Source organism: Pollutimonas bauzanensis (assembly GCF_900129885.1).
GTDB lineage: Bacteria > Pseudomonadota > Gammaproteobacteria > Burkholderiales > Burkholderiaceae_B > Pollutimonas > Pollutimonas bauzanensis.
This window is the reverse complement of sequence record NZ_FQXE01000006.1, coordinates 293,538-313,506: the sequence shown is the minus strand read 5'-3', so window position 1 is coordinate 313,506 and position 19,969 is coordinate 293,538. Positions and strand designations below refer to the sequence as shown.

22 protein-coding genes and 5 pseudogenes are annotated in these 19,969 nt (G+C 64.9%); 5 read left to right on the top strand and 22 right to left on the bottom strand.

Annotated features, from left to right (window positions below; all coding sequences use genetic code 11):
• Nucleotide 1: 1 nt before the first annotated feature.
• The 5 genes from BUB23_RS13780 to pilL2 are packed head-to-tail and all read right to left on the bottom strand — an operon-like array spanning nt 2 to nt 3,057.
• Nucleotides 2–541: an integrating conjugative element protein gene (locus BUB23_RS13780; RefSeq protein ID WP_013391803.1), complete on the bottom strand. Its 540-nt coding sequence runs from the start codon at nt 539–541 to the stop codon at nt 2–4.
• On the bottom strand, nt 538–1,128 hold the full coding sequence (locus BUB23_RS13775) for a transglycosylase SLT domain-containing protein (RefSeq protein WP_013391802.1): 591 nt from the start codon (nt 1,126–1,128) through the stop codon (nt 538–540). The genes BUB23_RS13780 and BUB23_RS13775 overlap by 4 nt, the downstream gene beginning before the upstream one ends.
• Nucleotides 1,110–1,835 carry a TIGR03759 family integrating conjugative element protein gene (locus BUB23_RS13770; RefSeq protein ID WP_013391801.1) on the bottom strand — a complete coding sequence of 242 codons (726 nt, stop codon included), beginning with the start codon at nt 1,833–1,835 and terminating at the stop codon, nt 1,110–1,112. The genes BUB23_RS13775 and BUB23_RS13770 overlap by 19 nt, the downstream gene beginning before the upstream one ends.
• Before the next feature lie 14 nt (nt 1,836–1,849).
• A complete protein-coding gene (locus BUB23_RS13765; RefSeq protein ID WP_013391800.1) occupies nt 1,850–2,494 on the bottom strand; it encodes a hypothetical protein in 645 nt (214 codons plus the stop codon).
• Nucleotides 2,491–3,057 carry a PFGI-1 class ICE element type IV pilus protein PilL2 gene (gene pilL2 / locus BUB23_RS13760; RefSeq protein ID WP_013391799.1) on the bottom strand — a complete coding sequence of 189 codons (567 nt, stop codon included), beginning with the start codon at nt 3,055–3,057 and terminating at the stop codon, nt 2,491–2,493. The genes BUB23_RS13765 and pilL2 overlap by 4 nt, the downstream gene beginning before the upstream one ends.
• Before the next feature lie 168 nt (nt 3,058–3,225).
• Between pilL2 and BUB23_RS13755 the strand changes: the two genes are divergently transcribed.
• The 5 genes from BUB23_RS13755 to arsH are packed head-to-tail and all read left to right on the top strand — an operon-like array spanning nt 3,226 to nt 6,284.
• The gene (locus BUB23_RS13755) at nt 3,226–3,546 is read left to right on the top strand and encodes an ArsR/SmtB family transcription factor (protein WP_016445103.1); all 321 of its coding nucleotides are present in this window, start codon (nt 3,226–3,228) and stop codon (nt 3,544–3,546) included.
• Between the two features lie 2 nt (nt 3,547–3,548).
• Nucleotides 3,549–4,043 carry an arsenate reductase ArsC gene (locus tag BUB23_RS13750; RefSeq protein WP_013391797.1) on the top strand — a complete coding sequence of 165 codons (495 nt, stop codon included), beginning with the start codon at nt 3,549–3,551 and terminating at the stop codon, nt 4,041–4,043.
• A 10-nt stretch (nt 4,044–4,053) separates the two neighbouring features.
• A complete protein-coding gene (gene arsB / locus BUB23_RS13745) occupies nt 4,054–5,130 on the top strand; it encodes an ACR3 family arsenite efflux transporter (protein ID WP_013391796.1) in 1,077 nt (358 codons plus the stop codon).
• Nucleotides 5,131–5,146: 16 nt separating this feature from the next.
• Nucleotides 5,147–5,569: an arsenate reductase (glutaredoxin) gene (arsC, locus tag BUB23_RS13740; protein WP_013391795.1), complete on the top strand. Its 423-nt coding sequence runs from the start codon at nt 5,147–5,149 to the stop codon at nt 5,567–5,569.
• Nucleotides 5,562–6,284, top strand: coding sequence for an arsenical resistance protein ArsH (gene arsH / locus BUB23_RS13735; RefSeq protein ID WP_013391794.1), 723 nt, complete (start codon nt 5,562–5,564; stop codon nt 6,282–6,284). The genes arsC and arsH overlap by 8 nt, the downstream gene beginning before the upstream one ends.
• Nucleotides 6,285–6,343: 59 nt before the next feature.
• Here the strand turns inward: arsH and BUB23_RS13730 are convergent.
• The 17 genes and pseudogenes from BUB23_RS13730 to BUB23_RS27815 form a co-directional block, all read right to left on the bottom strand.
• Nucleotides 6,344–7,588: pseudogene (locus BUB23_RS13730) on the bottom strand (helicase-related protein); the annotation flags it as partial.
• Nucleotides 7,589–7,670: 82 nt separating this feature from the next.
• A complete protein-coding gene (gene ltrA, locus BUB23_RS13725) occupies nt 7,671–9,389 on the bottom strand; it encodes a group II intron reverse transcriptase/maturase (protein ID WP_057386398.1) in 1,719 nt (572 codons plus the stop codon).
• Nucleotides 9,390–10,005: 616 nt separating this feature from the next.
• A pseudogene (locus BUB23_RS13720) lies at nt 10,006–11,040 on the bottom strand (DEAD/DEAH box helicase family protein); the annotation flags it as partial.
• A 136-nt stretch (nt 11,041–11,176) separates the two neighbouring features.
• On the bottom strand, nt 11,177–11,482 hold the full coding sequence (locus tag BUB23_RS13715; RefSeq protein WP_003116817.1) for a hypothetical protein: 306 nt from the start codon (nt 11,480–11,482) through the stop codon (nt 11,177–11,179).
• 89 nt (nt 11,483–11,571) lie between these two features.
• Nucleotides 11,572–11,892, bottom strand: coding sequence for a hypothetical protein (locus BUB23_RS13710; RefSeq protein WP_003116818.1), 321 nt, complete (start codon nt 11,890–11,892; stop codon nt 11,572–11,574).
• Between the two features lie 50 nt (nt 11,893–11,942).
• Nucleotides 11,943–13,076 (bottom strand): DUF6094 domain-containing protein, encoded by a 1,134-nt coding sequence (locus BUB23_RS13705; RefSeq protein ID WP_223224654.1) that lies wholly within the window; start codon nt 13,074–13,076, stop codon nt 11,943–11,945.
• Nucleotides 13,077–13,116: 40 nt separating this feature from the next.
• The gene (locus BUB23_RS13700; RefSeq protein WP_003116820.1) at nt 13,117–13,764 is read right to left on the bottom strand and encodes a hypothetical protein; all 648 of its coding nucleotides are present in this window, start codon (nt 13,762–13,764) and stop codon (nt 13,117–13,119) included.
• Nucleotides 13,765–13,840: 76 nt separating this feature from the next.
• Nucleotides 13,841–14,101 carry a hypothetical protein gene (locus BUB23_RS13695; protein WP_003090124.1) on the bottom strand — a complete coding sequence of 87 codons (261 nt, stop codon included), beginning with the start codon at nt 14,099–14,101 and terminating at the stop codon, nt 13,841–13,843.
• Between the two features lie 16 nt (nt 14,102–14,117).
• Nucleotides 14,118–14,525, bottom strand: coding sequence for a hypothetical protein (locus BUB23_RS13690; protein WP_003116821.1), 408 nt, complete (start codon nt 14,523–14,525; stop codon nt 14,118–14,120).
• Between the two features lie 104 nt (nt 14,526–14,629).
• The gene (locus BUB23_RS13685; protein WP_003116822.1) at nt 14,630–14,971 is read right to left on the bottom strand and encodes a hypothetical protein; all 342 of its coding nucleotides are present in this window, start codon (nt 14,969–14,971) and stop codon (nt 14,630–14,632) included.
• A 94-nt stretch (nt 14,972–15,065) separates the two neighbouring features.
• Nucleotides 15,066–15,755: a DUF3275 family protein gene (locus tag BUB23_RS13680; protein WP_003116823.1), complete on the bottom strand. Its 690-nt coding sequence runs from the start codon at nt 15,753–15,755 to the stop codon at nt 15,066–15,068.
• Between the two features lie 94 nt (nt 15,756–15,849).
• Nucleotides 15,850–16,677: a DUF932 domain-containing protein gene (locus BUB23_RS13675; protein WP_013391792.1), complete on the bottom strand. Its 828-nt coding sequence runs from the start codon at nt 16,675–16,677 to the stop codon at nt 15,850–15,852.
• Between the two features lie 145 nt (nt 16,678–16,822).
• The gene (locus BUB23_RS13670) at nt 16,823–17,728 is read right to left on the bottom strand and encodes a DUF3577 domain-containing protein (RefSeq protein ID WP_003116825.1); all 906 of its coding nucleotides are present in this window, start codon (nt 17,726–17,728) and stop codon (nt 16,823–16,825) included.
• 310 nt (nt 17,729–18,038) lie between these two features.
• Nucleotides 18,039–18,489 (bottom strand): annotated as a pseudogene (locus tag BUB23_RS27370) (XF1762 family protein).
• Between the two features lie 141 nt (nt 18,490–18,630).
• Nucleotides 18,631–18,927 (bottom strand): annotated as a pseudogene (locus BUB23_RS13660) (DUF3085 domain-containing protein); the annotation flags it as partial.
• Between the two features lie 33 nt (nt 18,928–18,960).
• Nucleotides 18,961–19,479, bottom strand: a pseudogene (locus BUB23_RS27820) (Tn3 family transposase); the annotation flags it as partial.
• Nucleotides 19,443–19,958 carry a hypothetical protein gene (locus BUB23_RS27815; RefSeq protein ID WP_425439545.1) on the bottom strand — a complete coding sequence of 172 codons (516 nt, stop codon included), beginning with the start codon at nt 19,956–19,958 and terminating at the stop codon, nt 19,443–19,445. The gene BUB23_RS27815 and the pseudogene BUB23_RS27820, both read right to left, overlap by 37 nt.
• Between the last annotated feature and the right edge of the window lie 11 nt (nt 19,959–19,969).

The window sequence follows — 19,969 nt, the reverse complement described above, 5'->3', positions numbered from 1 at the left end:
CTCATTGCTCGATGCCGGTCGCCGTGATCAGCGCCGGGTAGTGCCGCAGGCCCAGGCGTTCGGCCAGATCATCGCCGGCCACGGGGGCCATCGGCACGCCAGGCGCCAGTGCGCGCAACCGCGCCAAAGCCTGCGCGGTCTCGACATTGACCACCAGGCCGACCGCGCCGCGGTCGTGCAGCGACGCCGCGTGACGGCGCAGCCAGGCTTGCGAGGTCTCATCGTCGCCGATGACCACGAAAGGCCGCAGGCCCGGTGCCTCGATCACGCGCCGCGCGACGAAGCCGGGCATCAGCTTCGCGCTGCGTACCGGCAGCATCGCTGCCTCGTCAGCGGGGGTGGCGGGAATCTGCGGCGTCGGAATGGGAGGCCGCAACGCGCTGTTGGCGCGTGGCTGCAGGTTAAGCGCTTCGTAGTACGGCAGCGCCGACGCGCCGCCGCGGTCCTCGACCACGATCAGCGGTTCGGCGGCATGCGCGACCAACGGCAGCGCCGCCAGCAGCGCGAGCAGGCCCCGCAGGGTCCAGAGCGGTTTCGTCATGGGGTCGACTCCTGACGCACGGCTCGCGCCGTGGCGATTGAGTGCGTGCCCTGCACGCGGGCGAGGTGTCGGGATACGCTGCGTCGATAGCGGGCGGCAGGCTCACCGCCCGCGGGCCGGTGGTAGCGGCCCATGGCCAGCAGCCAGTCTTCACCGGGGGTGTACTGCTCCTTGAGGATCTCGGCGGCGCTGGCGAGATTGCGGTACGGGTCCAACAAGTCGCAGGCATGGGTGTAGCGGTGCGGGTGGTAGCCCAGGTTGATCTGGCCCAGGCCCGCGTCGATGCGCGTGGGTGGCGTAGATCGCATCGCCTGCTGCAAACCGGCGCAGGCATCGGCACGGGTGGCGAAGCGCCGCGACTGGCCGGCGACATTCAGGGTCCACGGCCATGGGACGATGCGTCCATTGCGTCGCATGCCGCTCTCCTGCAAGGCCACGGCGTAGAGCACCGTCGAGGGAATGCCCGCGCGCTGTGCGGCAAGCTGGTAGGCCGGTGGCGGAACCTCCTGGGCATGGGCGGCGCAGGCGAACAGGCCCGCAGTGAGCGCCAGTGCGCGCAGCAGCGCCGTTACGGCTGGCGTTGCCATTGGCCGTTCACTTCGCGCACAACCGCAGGCAAATCGCCGGGCAGGCTCAGCGACAGCCAGCGGCCGCCGTCGTGGTTGAGCGTGATGCCGCCGCTGCGCACCCGGGCCGGGTCGATCTGGGCGCGCTTGGCCCAGTCGCGGATGCGCGCATCGTCCTGGCGGCTGCCGACCATGTAAAGGTCGAACTCGGCACCCGAGGATTGCAGGCGTTGGACGAGTTGCCCGCAAGCCGCGCAGCCGTCCTTGATGAACACTGCCGTGCGACCGCTGCCCCGCGCAGCGGCGGCGCCTGGCCTCTCGTCAGACAGGTTCACCCGCTGCATGCCGGGGTTCAGGCGCTGCCAGGCCTCGTCGTAGGCGCGCTGGTACGCGAGCAGCTTCTCCACGCGGCGCGCTTCGACTTGCACCTGCAGCTCTGCGTAGCGCCGCCGTTCTTCGTCGGTGCGCGCCTCGATGCCCAGGGCGGACAGCGGGTCCAGATTTGGCGAGTAGATGCCCAGCGGCCCATCCATCAAGTCGCGATAGCGCGCCCATTCCTGCGGTTGCAGGCCCCATTCGCCTGCCACCCGGTCGTCCAGGATGCGGGCGGCCAGCGGGCGCTCCTGGCTCTGCGCATTGCGGGCGGGGGTCGTGGCGGGCTGCTGCGCCCAGGCGGGCAACTGCATGGAGCCCAGCAGGAACGCGTACAGGATGATCGACGGCTTCATGTGGTGGGCTCCGGTCAAGGAATCGCCACGCGACGGGTCTGGTCGCCGGCCTGGAACACCGCGGCATTGCCCTCGATCGCCTGCAGGCGCCACGGACCCAGCGCATCACCCGGCAGCAGCACCTGGAGCTGATCGGGCGTGAAATCTCCGGCACTCGGGGCGACGGACACGCTGCGCTGACCCGCGCGCAGCTCAGCGCCGACGACACGAAATGGCAGCGGCGGCGGTTCGGACTTGGCGGTGGCCGGTTGGCTCGGGGTGCGCCGCTGGGTAGGCGCCGCTGCACGCGCAGTCGCTTGGCGCACCTTGATCTGCTCGACTTCGGTACGCAGCGCCTGAACGTCCTCGGCGGTGGCATAGCCACCCAGCGCCTGTTCGGCTTGAACGATGCGCGCCTCCATTGCCTGCCGAGCGTCTTGCAGGCCTGCGGCGGTGGCGGCTGCGGGCTGCTGCTGCAAGGCCCGCGTGGTCTCGGCCAGCCCGGTCACCTGGGCTTCGAGGCGCTGCAACCGGACATCGAGCTGCTGCTGGTCGGCCTGATCGGTCATCGTCTGGTGGCCCAGGATCGCGAAGACACTGAGACCCAGCAGCCAAAGCCAGAGCAGGCTTTGCAACACCACGGCGGCGGTCGGGCGCCGGAGCGGCTGTGCCGCGTTCATGGCTGGCCTCCCGCAAAGGGGAACGTCTGCACGGCCTCGGCAGCAGGCGGCTCGGACACCGGCTCGGCACCGGTGTCGCGACCAGGCCGCTCGAAGCAGACCTGCCGCGTCCGGTCATCGGCGTGCAGTTCCCAAGCCGGACCGGCCAGGGTGAGCAGTGCATCGCGCAAGGTCATGGGGCCGAGATGCAAGTGCGCCGCCGGCAGCGGCAGCGCGTACAGCTCGATCACCGCATGCGGGGTCTCGCAAAGCTGGTAGCCGCTGCGTTTGAGCACATGCCGCAGCCCGTCGCCGACCGTGGCGCGGACCTCCTCGGGCATGGACACGTCGATGGTCTGCACCAGCAGATCGCGCTGCGCCGCCATCGGCGCCAGCTCCACCAGGGTGTAGCGGCCATAGCGCACGACGGGAATGAACTCGGGCGGTGCAGCCTCGGGCGCGGGTGGGACGTCCTCGACGGTGCTGGCGGCCAGCGGCGGTGGCGTGGTCGCGCAGCCGCTGGCCAAGGCTGCGGCCAGGAGGCTGGTACCGACCAGACACCGGGATACATGGATTGCAGGCATGGCATCGGCTCTTCTGTTGCGATGCCGATACCTTGGCTGCGCGCGGCTGCGCGGTCAGTCAGAAATGCGAACTGGGGGGTGCCCGCTTTTGCAGTCCAACACATAGCGCAACCCGCAAATCCAACTGTGGTTTGCACATTAATTCTATAAATGTTGTATTATCGAATCATGAAAGAGGATCAAGCCATTTCCGCCTTAAACGCCCTGGCTCACACCCAGCGCCTGCGCGTGTTCCGCGCCTTGGTCGTTGCTGGCCCGGGCGGACTGACGCCGAGCACGCTAGCTGACCAGCTCGACGTGGCCCGCAACACCTTGTCCTTCCACTTGAAGGAACTGGCCCATGCTGGCCTCGTCAGCATCGAGCAGCAGGGCCGCAACCTGATTTATCGCGCCGAGTACGGCCGCATGGACGGTCTGATCGGTTACCTGACCGAGCATTGCTGCCAAGGTGGCGTATGCGAGGTTTCTCCATCCAAGACCTGCTGCTGACCATGACCGATACCACTTACAACGCCTTGTTCATCTGTACGGGCAATTCGGCCCGCTCCATCCTCGCCGAAGGCATCCTCAACGACATGGGCCAAGGGCGGTTTCACGCCTGGTCGGCAGGTAGCCATCCGAAAGGCGAAGTTCACCCGCTGGCACTCGCCACGCTGGAGCGGCTGCACCTTCCGACAACGGGCTACCGCAGCAAGAGCTGGGACGAGTTCGTGAAGCCCGATGCGCCGGTGTTCGATTTCATCTTCACCGTCTGCGACAACGCAGCCGGCGAGGCGTGTCCGCTGTGGCCGGGCAAGCCGGTGTCGGCGCATTGGGGCGTGCCTGACCCGGCAGCCGTGGAAGGCACCCTGGAACGACAAAGCAAGGCGTTCTTCGATACCGCCATGACGCTGCGCCGACGTATCGAGTTGTTCCTGTCGCTTCCGATCAAGAGTCTCGATGCCATGTCGTTGCAGCGTGAACTGCGCGACATCGGCCGCCAGTGAGGCCCGCCCGATGAGCGCAACCGATACTGCCGGCCCCGCGCCAGCAAACTCCGCCATGAGCGGCTTTGAGCGTTACCTGACGCTATGGGTGGCGGTGTGCATCATCGCGGGGATCGCTCTGGGCCAGTTCGCGCCCGCCGCATTCCAGGCCATCGGCCGCATGGAGATTGCCAAGGTCAACCTGCCGGTCGGCCTGCTGATCTGGGTAATGATCATCCCCATGCTGCTGAAGGTGGACTTCGCCGCGCTTGGCCAGGTGCGCCAGCATTGGCGGGGCATGGGGGTCACGCTGTTCATCAATTGGGCCGTCAAGCCGTTCTCAATGGCGTTGCTGGCGTGGATCTTCATCCGCCACGTCTTTGCCGACTGGCTGCCCGCCGATCAGCTCGACAGCTATATCGCCGGCCTGATCCTGCTGGCTGCTGCACCGTGTACCGCAATGGTTTTCGTTTGGAGTCGGCTGACTGGCGGTGATCCGGTATTTACGCTGTCGCAAGTGGCCTTGAACGACACCATCATGGTGTTCGCCTTCGCACCCATCGTCGGCCTGCTGCTGGGCCTGTCGTCGATCACGGTGCCGTGGGACACCTTGCTGGTGTCGGTGGGTTTGTACATCGTCATTCCGGTCATCCTGGCCCAGCTCTGGCGCCGGGCGCTGCTGCGCAAGGGGCAGGCCGTGTTCGACAGGGCACTGGAACGCATCGGCCCATTGTCCATCGCCGCGCTGTTGCTGACGCTGGTGCTGCTGTTCGCCTTCCAGGGCGAGGCCATCATCCGGCAGCCGCTGGTGATCGCCATGCTGGCGGTGCCGATCCTGATCCAGGTGTTCTTCAATTCCGGTCTGGCGTACTGGCTCAACCGCCAGGTGGGCGAAAAGCACTGCGTCGCTGGGCCATCCGCGTTGATTGGTGCCAGCAACTTCTTCGAGCTGGCCGTGGCCGCCGCCATCAGCCTGTTCGGCTTCCATTCCGGCGCAGCACTCGCAACAGTGGTCGGCGTGCTCATCGAGGTGCCGGTCATGCTGCTGGTGGTGCGCGTGGTCAATCGCTCACGCGGCTGGTACGAACGCCGCGCGACCACTTCGTAACCTCCAAGAGGCATCCATGAGCACCATCACGATCTACCACAACCCAGCCTGCGGCACCTCGCGCAACGTGCTGGGCCTGATCCGCAACAGCGGCGAGGAACCGACCATCATCGAGTACCTGAAAACGCCGCCCGACCGCGACACGCTCCAGGCGCTGATCGCGGCGATGGGCGTGCCGGTGCGAGACGTGCTGCGCGAGAAAGGCACGCCCTATGCCGACCTCGACCTGGGCAACCCGAAGTGGAGCGACGACGACCTGATCGGCTTCATGCTCCAGCATCCCATCCTCATCAACCGGCCTATCGTGGTCACGCCGCTAGGCACGCGCCTGTGCCGGCCTTCGGAAGCCGTGCTCGACCTGCTGCCGCAGCCGCAGCGCGGCGCGTTCAACAAGGAAGACGGCGAGCCGGTGGTCGATCAGGACGGCCGCCGTGTCTGAATCTCGTCTCGACCTGCCGAACATCGACACGGCGCTGTTCCAGCAACCGGACACCGAACATCTGTTCGCGCCGGCACGGGCCACGCACGCGCCGCGCTTCCTGCTGCTCTATGGTTCGCTGCGCGAACGCTCGTTCAGCCGCCTCGCAGCCGAAGAAGCCGCACGCATCTTGCGGGCGCTGGGCGGCGAGACCCGATTGTTCAATCCGTCCGGGCTGCCTCTGGTGGACGATGCGCCGGCCGATCACCCGAAGGTCAAGGAACTGCACGAACTGGTGCAATGGGCCGAGGGCATGGTGTGGAGTTCGCCGGAGCGCCACGGCGCGATGACCGGCCTGATGAAGACCCAAATCGACTGGATTCCGCTGTCGGTCGGCGCGGTGCGCCCGACCCAGGGCAAGACGCTGGCGGTGATGCAGGTATCGGGCGGCTCGCAGTCGTTCAACGCCGTCAACCAGATGCGCGTGCTGGGCCGCTGGATGCGGATGCTGACCATCCCGAACCAGTCCTCGGTCGCCAAGGCGTACCAGGAGTTCGACGAGGCCGGACGCATGAAGCCCTCGGCCTACTACGACCGCGTGGTGGACGTGATGGAAGAACTGATGAAGTTCACGCTGCTCACGCGCGACGTGGCGCCGTATCTGGTGGATCGTTACAGCGAGCGCAAGGAAAGCGCTGAATCACTGTCCAGGCGTGTACGGCAAGGTGCAATTTGACGCTGCGAGGCGCTGAAAAAAGAGCCGACGACCTCTCGGTCGTCGGCATTGCGTGAAGTTCAGGCGGCGACCAGTTGCCGGGCCAGTGCGACCTCGACGGAATCACCATCCTGGTTCAGGACATCCAGCCCCGATTCGGGCACGTCGCCCGAGGTGGACTGCGAGACCATGATCTTCTTGGCCATCAGTTCCAGGCAGGTCATCTGCGAAGAACCGGCGTAGCCGAGGTAGATCACGCGCACCGGCAACTTCTGCCCGATGCGCCAGGAGCGGCGTGCCGCCTGCTGGAGCGAGTACACGTTGTAGCCCGACTGCATGAACACGATCGTCGGAAACTCCAGCAAGTCCAATCCCGTCTTGACCAGCTCGGGATTGGTGATGAGCACGTCGATGCCACGATCCAGTTGCTCAGCGATCCAGTCTTCGCGGCGGCTGGCATCCACGCTTGCGCGCAGCACCGCCACCTTGAAGCCTTCTTGCTCCAGCAGCACCTTCAGGCGCGACGTGGTGTCCCGCGTGCCGGTATAGACCGTGTAGGCCAGAACCTTGCGGCCCTGCGCCTTCTCCGCTTTGCAGATGTCGATCAGCTCACGCTCCTTGGGGCTGATCTCGAACTCGTTGAACTGAGCCGGGACAAACGCCAAGGTGTTGCGCGTGCGCGGATGCACCACGGTCTCCGACCGGAAGCAGCAATCCGGCCAGGCCAGCAGCACGTTGAGGACCACACCCAGCAAGGTCGTATCGCGTCGCGCCAGAGCCTGTTTCAGCTCCGCGGTCAGCCGACCCGCCAGATCGCGGTAGGCCGCGGCTTGCGCCGTGTCCATCGCGACTTCACGGAACTCCTCGTCATACGGCGGCAGGACGTTGCCACCGATGTCCTTGAGCTTGAGAAAGATCGTGAACGGCAGGATGCAGCGCAGCACGCCCTTGGGGCCAAACCCCGGGGCCTTGACCGTGCGCACCGATACCTTGGTGCCCTTGGCCGTCTTGTGCGCCGTGCCGGTGCTCTCGGAGTAGATGTCCTTCAACACCCCGTGATCGCGCATGAACGCCATCGCAGCCGAGGTCATGCTGCCGCTCGTGGTCGGGCGGTAGCCGTCTTCGATCATCCGCCCCGGAAGGGCTCGGAACAGCAGGTGGAACAGGTCGTCCCCGTAGCCGCCCATCAACGTGCCGGTCAGCAGCAAGGTCTTGCGAGCCTTCGCCGCCAGCACGCCCATGGCCTGGCCCTGGGCACTGCCCCCGTTCTTGTACTCATGTGCCTCATCGGCGATGAGCAGGTCGAACGTGCCTTGCGGCAGGTAGTCGGGTAGGGACAGGCCATTGCTGGCCCATCCCCCCCTAAGAACCGTACGTGAGAGTTTCCCCTCATACGGCTCAAGCCTTTCAAAGCCCGCTTTCGCGAACCGGCTTCACCACCTTGAGACCATTGACATGAATCTGGTTATGACAGTTCGGATGCACCATGATGAGATTGGTGTTCCCATCTTTTCCGCCATCGACCCGCCGGATGATGTGGTGGACATGCCACCCCGTCTCCTGCGTGATCAACTCTTGGCAGATCGGACAACGACGATCCTGTTCCAACCAGAGGTTGATGAGCTTCTTCCTGCCCCTCAGTGAGTTCTGCATCTTGAGGCTTACACGCTCCTCAAAGTACGTCTCCCACGTCGGGTCGAATGGATTGGCTTCCAACTTGATTGGCCGGTGTCGCCGAATGGGCGTATCCGTTGCCTTCCGCAGTGACGACAGGATGGGATTCCCATCAGGGAACCTTTCACCCGTTGCCGCCGCAAATACCCAGTTACGGGTGCCTACGGAGTGGAAGTAGCGCTGCTTGATCCAGACGCTGCTTTTCTGCGGATGCCGACGAACGGCCCACTGCCACAACACACGCCAAATCTCATGATCGACACGCGCGAACGTCGCTTTGGACACGACGTGCTGGTGATAATTCGCCCAGCCTTGGATCATTGGGTTGAGCATCCGAATCAGCCGAGGCTGATCCAGCGCCTTATTGCCTTTGACAGCCGAGCGCACTTTCTCCAAGAAGGTCGCCACGTTCGCGTTCGACGGCTTGATCAACAGCTTGCCGTTGTACTTGCGCACGTTTTGTCCGAGGAAGTCGAAGCCCTCGTCGATGTGCGTGATCTTGGTCTTCTCGGGTGAGAGCGTGAGCCCCCGTTCCCGCATGAAGTCCTTGATGATCGGCATGACCTCCTGCTCCAGTAGCTCTTTCGAGCGTCCCGTCACAATGAAGTCGTCCGCATACCGCACATAGTTGACCATCAAACGGGTCTGTACACCGTTGGCGTACCGCTTTCTTCCGAACGCGGCATCCAGTTTGGCTTCCAGTCCGTCGAGGACGAGATTCGCCAGGGTTGGCGAGATGATGCCCCCTTGCGGGGTACCGGCTTCAGTTGGAAAAAGTTGCCGATCTTCCATGTATCCGGCCTTGAGCCACTTTTTCAGGATCTCGCGATCCGTCGGTGCATGACCCATGAGCCAGTCATGGCTGATGTTGTCGAAGCAGCCTTTGATGTCGCCTTCGAGAACCCATTGCGGTGCCACCTTCTTGGACAGTGCCGTGAAGCACTGTTCGATGGCGTCCGCCGTGGATCTCTCCGGTCGGAACCCAAACGAGCGTCCGTCCGCTGTGGTCTCGGCCACGGGTTCAAGAGCCAGCAGGTATAGCGCCTGCATCGCCCTGTCTCTCATGGTCGGGATACCCAGCGGTCGCATCTTCCCATTGGCTTTAGGAATATAGACACGCTTCAGCGGTTGGGGACGATACCCGCGCCGCTTGATTGACAACATGGCTTGAGACTTGGCTTCCGGGGTGGACCACGTGATGCCATCCACACCCGGCGTCTTCTTGCCTTGGTTCTCGGTGACTCGTCTGACGGCTAATGCTTTGCCGCTGAACGAGTGGGTCAGAATCCACTGCAGGGCTTTCACCTTGCCGTGTTTTCCTTGCCGTGTCGCCTTTACGATACGCGCTTGGAGCCTTCGCACCTCACGGTGACACGCAGCCCAGTCGATGCTGTGCCATGTGACCGATTCGTGTGAGGGCGCACCCGCGCAAGCAATTTCTTGCGTAGTCATCTGCATTCCCTCTTGTAGAAGGTTGGACAAGTTTTCTCGTAGAGAAAGACCAAGTGGAAGTCTGCCCGCTTTCGCGTGGGGTGATGTCGCCTTGCGGCTCAACCCCTATCCGCCCCATTACAGGACGGCATTCGCTTTCTCCACATTCCTTTACCCGCACCGCCAACAGCATTCCTTGCGGTCTGCCTGCCCCGAAGGGCAGCGATACGGGCTTACCGTGTTTCACCTGAGTAACGAGATGGGTTAGACCCTGCCTTTCCACCGGCGGTCATGATGTCCGTGTGCCCCCAAAACGGATAAAGGGCAACCGACCGCATACCTTTTGGTTCAAGCCTGTCAGCATCTTTGGCTTGTTGTTCATAACGGTGTTTAACAGCAGTTCACTTGCGTTGGTCATACCACCCAGCCTAGCGCTGTAACCGCATTGATGCTCGCAGGTAACACCTTGCCTCACGGCATCGGTGCGGCCCGAAGGCCCAGCTACATTGTCTCGGCAGCTTCACACAAGACCGTTACCAGTCCTGCATGTGCCGGTAGGCTACTGATGACGGAACATCAGGTTCCTCGGCGGGGTTGCCCCCGTTGGAACAATTACTCAGGCGACTTCACGTCGCACGCGTTTGATGAACTCGGACGGCTGATAGCCGCCCTCGCCAAAGCCGAACTCCATGTTGGCCATCGCACGTTCCATGCGCGTGGCCTGACGGTCGGAAAACACCAGCTCGCCGTTGCCATCCATGAGGTTGATGAACTCATGGATGTTGTCGCCGAGCATCGACGCCAGGAACCCGTCACCGAACTTTTGCATCAGCTTCTGCGCGGTGACCTCTCCGATGGTCGGTATGCGCTTTAAGGCTTTGAGCACGGCCGAGGACTGGTCGCTGCCGGACAGACTGCGCGGGCGGATCAGTGTCCACAGGGGCGCGGCGCAGTGGCCGCACTTCCTGCGGCACTCCTCGGCTTGGAGCGCGATCGGGTTGACCGGCTCGCCGTCGAGGTCGGTGATGACCGTGCCGCAGTCCGGGCAGGCCGCCACGTCGCCGTGGCGGGTGCGCCGCGTGGTGAAGACAGGCTTCCAGTGAAAGCCCATCCGCATCCTGACGCGCCCCAGGACGAAGAACTCCTGGCCCGTGGGCTGCACGCCCAACTGCTCGCGCAGCTTGATGAGCTTGACGAGCGTATCCGGCCCGTTGAGTACCCACACCTTGGCACCGGCCACCGTCTCCTGGATCTCGCGCCGCCACTTGTAAACCAGGTGGGGCGGCGACAGCACCAGAGTGCGGCGATAGCCTTCGGCGTTGAGCACGGCGGCCGTGGCAATGCCGACGGTCGTCTTGCCGCAGCCCATCTCGCCATTGACGATCGCAGCACGTTCGCCACGGTCGATCAGCAGCTCGGCGGCGGCGTGGACGACTTCGGCCTGGGCTGGGAACAGCTTGCGCTTGAGGCTGGCGACCACCAGTTGCCGGTGCGCCTGCGGTTGGCCGGTATAGACCGGCGGATTAGCGCTGTTGAGGGCGTCGAGTAGTTCGTCGCCGAACTCGCCGACAAAATCCTGAAGGCTCAGGGTCAGAGGGGAAGATTCCGCGTCGAGCAGTTCGCCCTGTACGGGCGCGGATTCAGCGGCAGTGGTTTCGAGATCGAGGGACATGGTGATGCTCCAAAGAAAAATGGGGCATGCACCACCCCCAGCGGGGCAATGGCATGCCCCGTGGTGGGAAGAGAATCGACGCGTGGCTGAGGGTGGTTGAAGGTGCTGGCCTGGGCGGCCCGCAGGTGAACCGTGCTCAGTCTTCGGACGGAAGCACGATGACGGTTGCGCAGCGCTGCGAATCGGTGACGATGCGAATGGCGAGCCCCGGATGGATCACGTAGTGCGATTCCAGCGACGCGCCCGATTGAAGCGCGCTGCTGTTCGTCTGCCATTGCTGGATGTTGACGTCGCCCCAGTCGCCACGGGTGTGGCGCCTGAAGTACGGGATCGGGTCCAGGCGACCCGCGCGGACCAGGCGGTCTACACCTCTGCTGAAGATGAGCGCCCCGATGGGGAACGCCAGCCGCTGGCAGTAGGTTTCGATGCGATGCGATGCCATGGGCTCCTCCTTGATGAGTCATTGAGCCACGACACCCCTGCCGGAGTGAAGTGGCTCCGTCAGGTGGATGAGGATGACGATGTGGGGCCTCAGATCAGGTCCCGCTCTTCGGGAAGCTGGACCACCGTGGTCTGGTGGTCCTCGCTGGTCTTGACGATCAGCGCCAGGTCCGGCGTGATCCTGAACTGCGAGATCATTAGGTTGTCCTGTTGGATCGCCACGTCGTTGGCTTGGCGTGTGGCCTCATCGATCTCGCCCCAGTCCCCGCGCACATGGCGCTGGACATAGGCCAAGGGGTCGATCAGGCCTCGCCGGGCCAGCCAATGCACCTTCTCGCTCAACTTCAACGTACTCGGTGCGAACAACGGTTGCTTGTGCGGCGCAGGCCGCTTGAACGGATTGGGGATCATGGTGTTTCTCCTTCGAGTTGGTACAGCAGGACGGCAGCGCGTCCGGTGGATCAGCGAATGGTCAACACCTCGCCCCGTGTCGCGGAGCCAGGTGTCATGTCCCACGCGCGGATGACGGGAACGAACTTGTCGGTGAGGATGCGGGTCTCGGCGATGGAGCCGTCTTCGCGTTCGGTGAACTCCCGCTGGAGCGTCTTGTCCTTGTGGGTGTCACCTTTGACGACGAGCACGCGCCCGGTCTTGGAGCGCACAACCCCCGAGATCGCACCCGCGGCCAGAGCCAGGGCGAGATGCCAGCGGGACAAGGCCCGCGCCGGTGGACGCAGCGATTGCTGCGCAGCCCCCAGGTGCGTGTCCTGCGATGGCCACAAGCCTTGCAGCCTGCCAACCTCATCGGCGAACTGCTCGGGCTCCATCGTCACGCGGAAGAAATGCTCTGGCTCGGCCGGGCTGGCGGGGACGATGTACGGCAGGAACGGCCACTCGCTCGGCAGTTCCTCGGCTTCGACTTCGCCTTGCCCTACCTGCAACAGCAGATTGCGCACGGCCTTGACGCCATCGGGCACCTGCTCGCGCTGGCGCACCCGGCGTCCGAAGATCACCACCTGCTTGAACTGCGTCTCCACCGCTCGGTAGATGCGCAGGTCCGTGTAGTGGCGCGTCAGCCAGCCGACCAACTCCGCGTCGAGCACGTAGCCGGGGACGATGAAAACCAGCACGCCGCCGTATTGCAGCAGCGAGAGCGTGCGCTGGTAGAACAGCTTTTCAAGGCGGGCACGGCCCTGGCCCTGATAGCCGATGTTGCCGTTGACGTCCTTGGACAGGTCCCCATACGGCGGGTTGAGCCAGAGCAGCCCGAAGGACTGCTTGGAGACCATCGTGTCCATCAGGTCCGCGTGCAGGCAGTGATCGACCAGGCCGCGGGCATGGCGCGCCCGCTCCGCGTCGAACTCGACGGCGAACGCCTTTGCCTGCTCGCGCCCGAGGGCATGGGCGGCTTCGGCGATCGCCACGCCTTCGCCGGCGCAGGGATCGAGGATGCACATCGGCCCGTCGCTGGGCATCAGTGCGTTGAGCGCTCTTTCGAGCGTGGGTTCGTCGGTCGGGAAATATCCGTTCTTGACGAAATTGCGGGCGAGCCGCGGGAACATGAGGGCCATGGAAGTCTCCTGGTTGGCGGGGATGAAACACGGAAGTACGCCAAGGCGTGCCTCCGAGGGTGGGTCAAGCCGCTACCGCTTCCGGCGTCCAAATCTTGGCCGGATACGGATAGGCGGTGAGCGCGTCGCTGCGGATCAGGGAGCCGAGCGCCAGGGTCAGCGCCGGCACGTCGATGGCGAGCCGATGGCCTTCCAGCGGCCCGAGGGCGAACGGAAGGCGGGCCAGCATCTCGCGGGTTTGCAGCAGTTCCAGCACGGTCTCGCGCCAGTGATCGAGCAGCGGCAACGGGCAGGTGTCCCGCACCAGCATCCACAGGCGGTCAAGCCTGTGGGCGCTGTCGCGTGGCAGCAGTGCCAATGCGCTGGCGTTGGCCTTGTCGGGCTTGACGCAGCGCCGGTCGAACAGCCACACGTTGGACAGCGAGCCGAACAGCGTCCGCCGGTACGCGCGCGTGATGCGCTTTTCCAGGCGATCGACGTTGCCGATGAATACCGGGACGCTGCCGCCCTGGTCGGTGATGACGTGGAACTGGTCCAGTCCCTGCTCGTCGCGCCCGAGGGTCAGGCGAGCGAGGAACTGCTGGACGGCGGTGTCCCGCGCCCAGATGGACAGGAAGATCAGGTTGCCCTGGTCATCGCCGACGCAGGCGTCGGCCATCACGTCCGGGCATTCGTCGATGCGGTACAGCGTGGAAGAAGTGTTTGCGGGCATGGTGGTGTCCTCGGATGAACGGGAACAGCACCGCCCGCTGGGGCAAGTACTGCCCCAGGGGGTGGAAGAAAACCGCTCAGTCCGGCTCGAACTGCCGGGTGTGCGGGTTGAAGTGAAGCGGCTCGTCCGCCGAAGTGATCGGCGTGAAGCCTTCCAGGTAGATGTTGTTGAGGTACTGGTCGCGGTAGGTCAGTGCCTGCCGTGCCTGGTCCTCGGTGAGGCCGTTGTCGATGAAGTACGCCAGCATTTCCTCGTCGGAGGACACTTCGTCGTTGGACAAACTCCCTTCAACGAGTGCCAGCAACGAGGGCGGAAGCGTTGCCAGGATCGGGTCCATGTCGGTTCCTCCTGGCTCAGGCCATCGACGCCGCGGCGGATGCCGCGGATGCCGTGGGTGTGCGCCGCCGGGCGTGGTAGGCGCGAACGCCTGCACGCCAGTCGGCGGACTGCTCCGGTGCGAGGTCCAGATAGGACAGCGGGCACGTGTAGTAGTACGGGTGCATGGACTCGTCCAAGGACTTGTAGCCCCACTGGCCGCCGCTTCGTTCAAGCAGATCGCAGCGGATGTAGCGCAGGGACTGGCCCGGTGCGAGATCACGATGCACGCCTTCGACCTTGGCGGTCACTTCGGCGACGGACCACAGCACGTTGCCGCGCAGGGTGTGAGCGATGACCTTGACGCTGGCGCGCTCGGTCTCTTGCGGTGCGATCAGTTCCGCGATCAGTTCGGACCGCGATTGGTTTGAGAAATACCAGCCCATGAGAGGCCTCCTCGAAAAGTTGAGCTGAAGGCCTCCCCGTGGGGAAGAACCCCCAGCGGGTGATGGAATGCCGCATCTGCGGCGAAGGAACCTATGCGTCGCCCTCAATCCCAGTCGTCATCGTCTCGATCACAACCGGCCGGGCAGTAGCCGAACTCGATCCCGTGCGAGCAATAGCCATGCTCCGCATTCCAGTCCTGGGTTTCCTGCCGTTCGGCAGGTGTTGCGTAGTCCCATTCCTGGGCCGCGATTTCGAGAGCCTGAGCACGTTGCTCATCCGGCAAACGATTGGCCTGTGCGTCGATCGCCGAACTGAAGAGCGTCACGTAGTGGTCGTAGGACAAGCCGCAACCGCGCTGGGCGTGTGCGGCGGCCGCTTTGCAAAGGTCCCGCCACGCGGGTTCATCCAGCGTTGAACGCGGGGTATCGCAAGCGATGGTGGACATGATGGAGACCTCCAGAAAATGGCCAGGGCCTCCCCCGCATGGGAAAGGAACCCCGGCGGGTGGATGAAGAACACCGCGCATGCGGCGTCTGCGATCACGCAGGTTTTGGTTCGGCCTGGCGGCTCCACTCCTGCGTCTTGAAGTCCAGCGCGTAGCCCAGCTCGCCCAGGCGGGCGATCTGCGCGCGCAGGGTGCGGCGGTCGATGGTCGAATCCAGTTTCACGGACTCGCCCAGCGGCCACAGCAGGCCGAAGAGCGCGGCGTCACCGTCTTCGGTGCTGCCGGGGGCAGCGGCCGTAGCAGGCGGTGGCGCATCCACGCCGAAGGGCGTGGTATCGACCAGCGGGTCCGCGGACGCCTGCACGGGTGCGGGCTTGGCGGGCCTGGACGCTTTGGTGGGCTTGGCCGGCGTTGCCGCAGGCTGCGCCCCTTGCTCTTCATCGAGCGGATCGACGTCCTGGGTGGCGAAGCTGCGGGCTTCGTCGCGGCTGAGTTTGTCGATGCCGTTGAGCGTCATGCCGTCGAGGCTGGCACGGATCTCGAACCGCATGCCGCCGCCGACCGGATAGGACTTCGGGAAGATGTACCTGATGATGAATTCCCCGTCGTACTTGCCTTCGGGGTACTGCTCCAGCTCCGGGTCTTTGACCTCGAAAGTACCGAGGTGCGTCGCGAGGCGGCCAACCGTGAACGGGCCGTTCTTGCCGCGGATGGTACGCAGCGTGAGCTGGCCGGGGACGACGATGGGCGCAACAGATTTCTCGGAAGCCGATGGGGTTGCCATGATGGTTCTCCTGATGATGAATGACGGGCCGCCGACGGCACCCGGTGGATGAGAGGAAATGGCCTCGCCCGAGGTGGGCGAGGTCCGCGTGGCATCACGCCTTGAGCTGGCGCATGCCTTCGGCCAGCAGCCACAACGCCCGGTTCAGGCGCAGGTTCTGGTCGATGCCTTGCACCGGACGGGTGCGCTGATTGCGGCCGTTGGCCGTGCGTCCGTTCAGGCCCCCTTTGACTAGGTTCTCCTGGACGCGGTTGAAGACGGCCCACAGGTCGTTCTTGCGGTCGTCCCATCGCCGAGGGGCCAGCAGTTGGCTCTCGGTGACAGGCGTGGACTTGGCCGGATCGTCGTACTTGAGTGCGAGCGCAGAGTTCGCAAAGACCTCCGCTTCGCCCTCATCGAGGGTGATGGTGCGCATCGCATCGCGCGCGTTCTGCACGCGCTCGAAACCTTCGAGGACTCCGTAGGCACCTTCGATCACCTGGCTGGCCACGTCGCCCTTGTGGGGAACGCGGATGTCTGCGGTGGTGTCACCGCAAACCAGGCCGTTGTGGCAGACGAACCGGAACATGCCGGCGAGCATCTGATAGCTGCTCGTGCCGTCATGGCTGTTGAGCAGGATGATCTCGTTCGCCTCGTCGCCGTTGATCTGGCTTGCATGGCGAAGTCGGATGAGGTGCTTCGTGTACTCGCGCCGGTCTTCGTTGCGCACGCGCGTCTGACACACCATGAAGGGCTCGAAGCCCTCCTGGCGCAGCTTGGTCAGCACGGTCGAGGTCGGTATGTAGGCATACCGATCGGACCGGCTCCCATGTGGAGCGTCGGCGAAGATCGACGGAACGACGGCACGAATGCGGTCGTCCGAGAGTGGGCGATCAGAGCGCAGGATCGGGGATTGCGGAGCAAAGCGGGATACCAGAGACATGGCTGATCTCCTTTGAGAAATTCGACAACCGCGTGGCCGTGAGACCACGCGGAACTCGGGGGATGAAATGCGCAAGCACGCGTCCTGGGGACGCGGCGTACGTGGGGAGGAAAAGCGACAAGGCCCCGTGAGAGGCCGTGCCGGATCAGAACGAAGCAGCCAATGCCGGCTCCTGCTCCTGGACTTGCGCCTCGGGCTCGCGCTCGGCGGGCTCGGTGGCCGTGTCGATGGCATCGTCGGCTTCGGACGCGGATGCGTCTTCGGCCGGCGGCGCCTCGGCTTGCGCCTGGCTCGTCGGATAGACCTGGGTGCCGTCGATCTTGATGAGACCGATGTGGACCAGCGTCGATTCCAGGCTGGCGGCCGGTTCCCCGGCGTGCTCACCCTTGGTGCGGATGTACGGATCGATCTTCATGTCGTTCAGACGGAAGGCGATCAGCACCTTGCGGTCACCCTCGACGGCCTGAACGCACCGGCGAACCAGGTGCTCGGCTTCCGGGGTGGCGACGATGGTGTCGAAGTACCGATACTCCGGTTCATCGACAGGCCCGGCCAGTGCCGCGACGGTGCAAGAGAGGAACGAGTCGCCAGCTTTTGGGGTGACGTCCTTCACACGATTGAGATAGCCGATGCCGCGGGTGATCAACTCGTGCTGCTCGATCGAAGCCAGTTCGGCCCGGTCGATCAGTTCGGCCTTGAGCAGTCGCGCCTTGAGGGACGCGGCGGCCTGACCCTTCTGCTCACCCTTGTCGCGGATGTACACATCGCCCCACAGGTCACCGAGGCGAAAGCGCACCAGCGGGCGCTGCTTGGGATCGTCAACGCCGATGTAGCGCTGAACGAGCTTCTTGGCCTCGGCACCCGAGACCTTGACGTCGAAGTAGCGGTAGCTGGGGTCCCGGGCGGGGCCGACCAGCGCGGCGATGGTGCATGCCAGGAAAGGCTGCGCACGGCGGCCGCCCCGGACGGGCACTTCACGGACACGCTGGATGTAGCCGATGCCCGAGGTGTGGAGGTCGAAATACGATTTCTCGTTGGACGTGGTGTTCATGGTGAATCTCCATTGGGATGAAGCGGAGACACACCGGCCCACGCATGCGGGGAAGGTGCGTGACCCCGCGGTGGGTTGATAAGGCGAAAGCATCCGCCACCAGAGGCTGGTGGCCGCTCGCGGAAGGATGCGGTGCGAGCTGGCTCGGTCACGCAGTGGGAACTGCGCCGCAACCTCGAAGACCGATGGTTGCCTGGCATGTCGCTGACGACGTCAGCAGGCATGGGGCCAGCATGGCGGGGCCTCGCGCGCGCGGCAGCAATCAATCGGCACCCGGGCGCTTCCCTTTGTCCGCGCCACCCGGCGCCTGTCACAGGCACTTGGCGCCGCGCAGGTGCTCGGGGGTATCGGCGCGCGGACGGCCGGGACGGCTCCAGGCGCCGCCACCGCGCGCGCCGATCAGCCGCCAGCCGGCGGCGCGCAGGCTGGCGCCACCTTCGTCGGGCATGGTGTAGGTGAGCAGGCGTATGTAGCCCAGCGCCCTTGCCGCCTGCCAGGCCGCGCCGTAGAGCTTGCTGCAGGCGCTGGGTGTGCCGTCGGTGCACAGCCGCGTGACTTCCAGCGTCCAGGTGCCGCGCGACCGGGCGGCCGACAATGGCCACGCCGTGGATCAGGTCGCTGTCGCTCAGCGTGACGGCCAGGGCGAACTTCGCGCCCTGGACCGGGCGGTGGTGGCGATGGTGCGACAGAACGAATGCATTGGCCGTGCGCAGCGACACCGGTAGGAGGTGCAGCCTCGGCGAGGTCGATGGCGTGTTCATGCGGTTGTCTCCGGTGGCATGCCGGCGTTGTGGCCGGCGGGGCGTGCCTCGGCGGCTGGAGACAAACGCGCACGCGCGGCGATGGCGGCGGTGCGAACAAAAGAAGGCCCCCGATGCGGGGGCTGCGAGGCGGTTGCCGCGTCAGGCGGGAGGCACCACTGCTAAGGACAGGTGCGTGGCGGTGGCGGAAAGCACGAGATCGTCCGCCGAGTGCTGGAGGCGCGTGAACAGGCCGTCCTTCGGGTCGAAATACTCCGCGAAGTCATCGCCGCCCAGCTCGCGGCCGGCGAGGTGCCACCAGTCATCGAACGGGTCGGTGTCCGGGTTGCATCCGACGGCGTAGGCGAGCAGTGCCTGGCGCCCATCCGGGCGACGCTCCCCACGCTCGGCGAGGAAGTACACGCCCTGATCCTTGACCAGGACAATGCGGCACTGATTGGGGACGTCTCAGAAAACGGAAAAAATCGTACGCTAAGCCGGTTGCAGCGGTCGTAGCGGCCTGAACTTGCCCGCGCCGATCTTGGCGCTGCTGCGCCAGAGGTAATCGCCGGTCAGGTTGATGTGCTCCCAGCCCAGCGGCGACAGGTACTGCAACAGGGCGTCATCGACAGTCTGGCCGTGACCGCGTAAGGCGTTTGAGGCCCGTTCCAGATAGACCGTGTTCCACAACACTATGGCCGCCGTCACCAGGTTGAGGCCGCTGGCCCGGTAGCGCTGCTGCTCGAAACTGCGGTCGCGGATTTCGCCCAGCCGGTTGAAGAACACGGCGCGGGCTAGCGCGTTGCGGGCTTCGCCCTTGTTCAGTCCGGCATGCACGCGGCGGCGCAGCTCGACGCTTTGCAGCCAGTCCAGGATGAACAGCGTTCGCTCGATGCGGCCCAGCTCGCGCAGCGCCACGGCCAGGCCGTTCTGGCGCGGGTAGCTGCCGAGTTTCCTGAGCATCAGCGAGGCCGTCACCGTGCCCTGCTTGATCGAGGTGGCCAGCCGCACCTTGGCGTTGATCGCCTTGCCGGACGCCTGGAACTGCTGCTGATGCTTGTGCTTGGCAGCGTTGAACAGCTTGCCCAGGATGCGGTCGTGCAGGTCGATGATTTCGTCGGTGACGGTGGCCATGCCCTCGATGGCGAGCGCACCAGGGTCGCGTAGCGGCGCTGTGCCTCGAACTTGGCCAGATCGGCGGGCGTCATCTGGCCGCCTTCGCGGGCGATCTTGAGCAGGCGGTTCTGGTGCACCGACCGCTCGATGCCGGAAGGCAGGTCGAGCGCCTGCCAGGCTTTGAGGCGCTCGATGTGTTCGAGTATGTGGCGCGAGTTCGGCTTGACGGGCGACTGGCGCAGCCAGGCCAGCCAGGTCGTCTTGCCGTTGTCGTGGCGCTTGAGCGGATCGTCGAGGCGGTGCCGGTGGGTGGCCGACAGGGGATCGGACAAGGCCGCGTAGATGCGGCGGTTGGCGCGGCTGTAGGCGTTCATCGAACACCTCC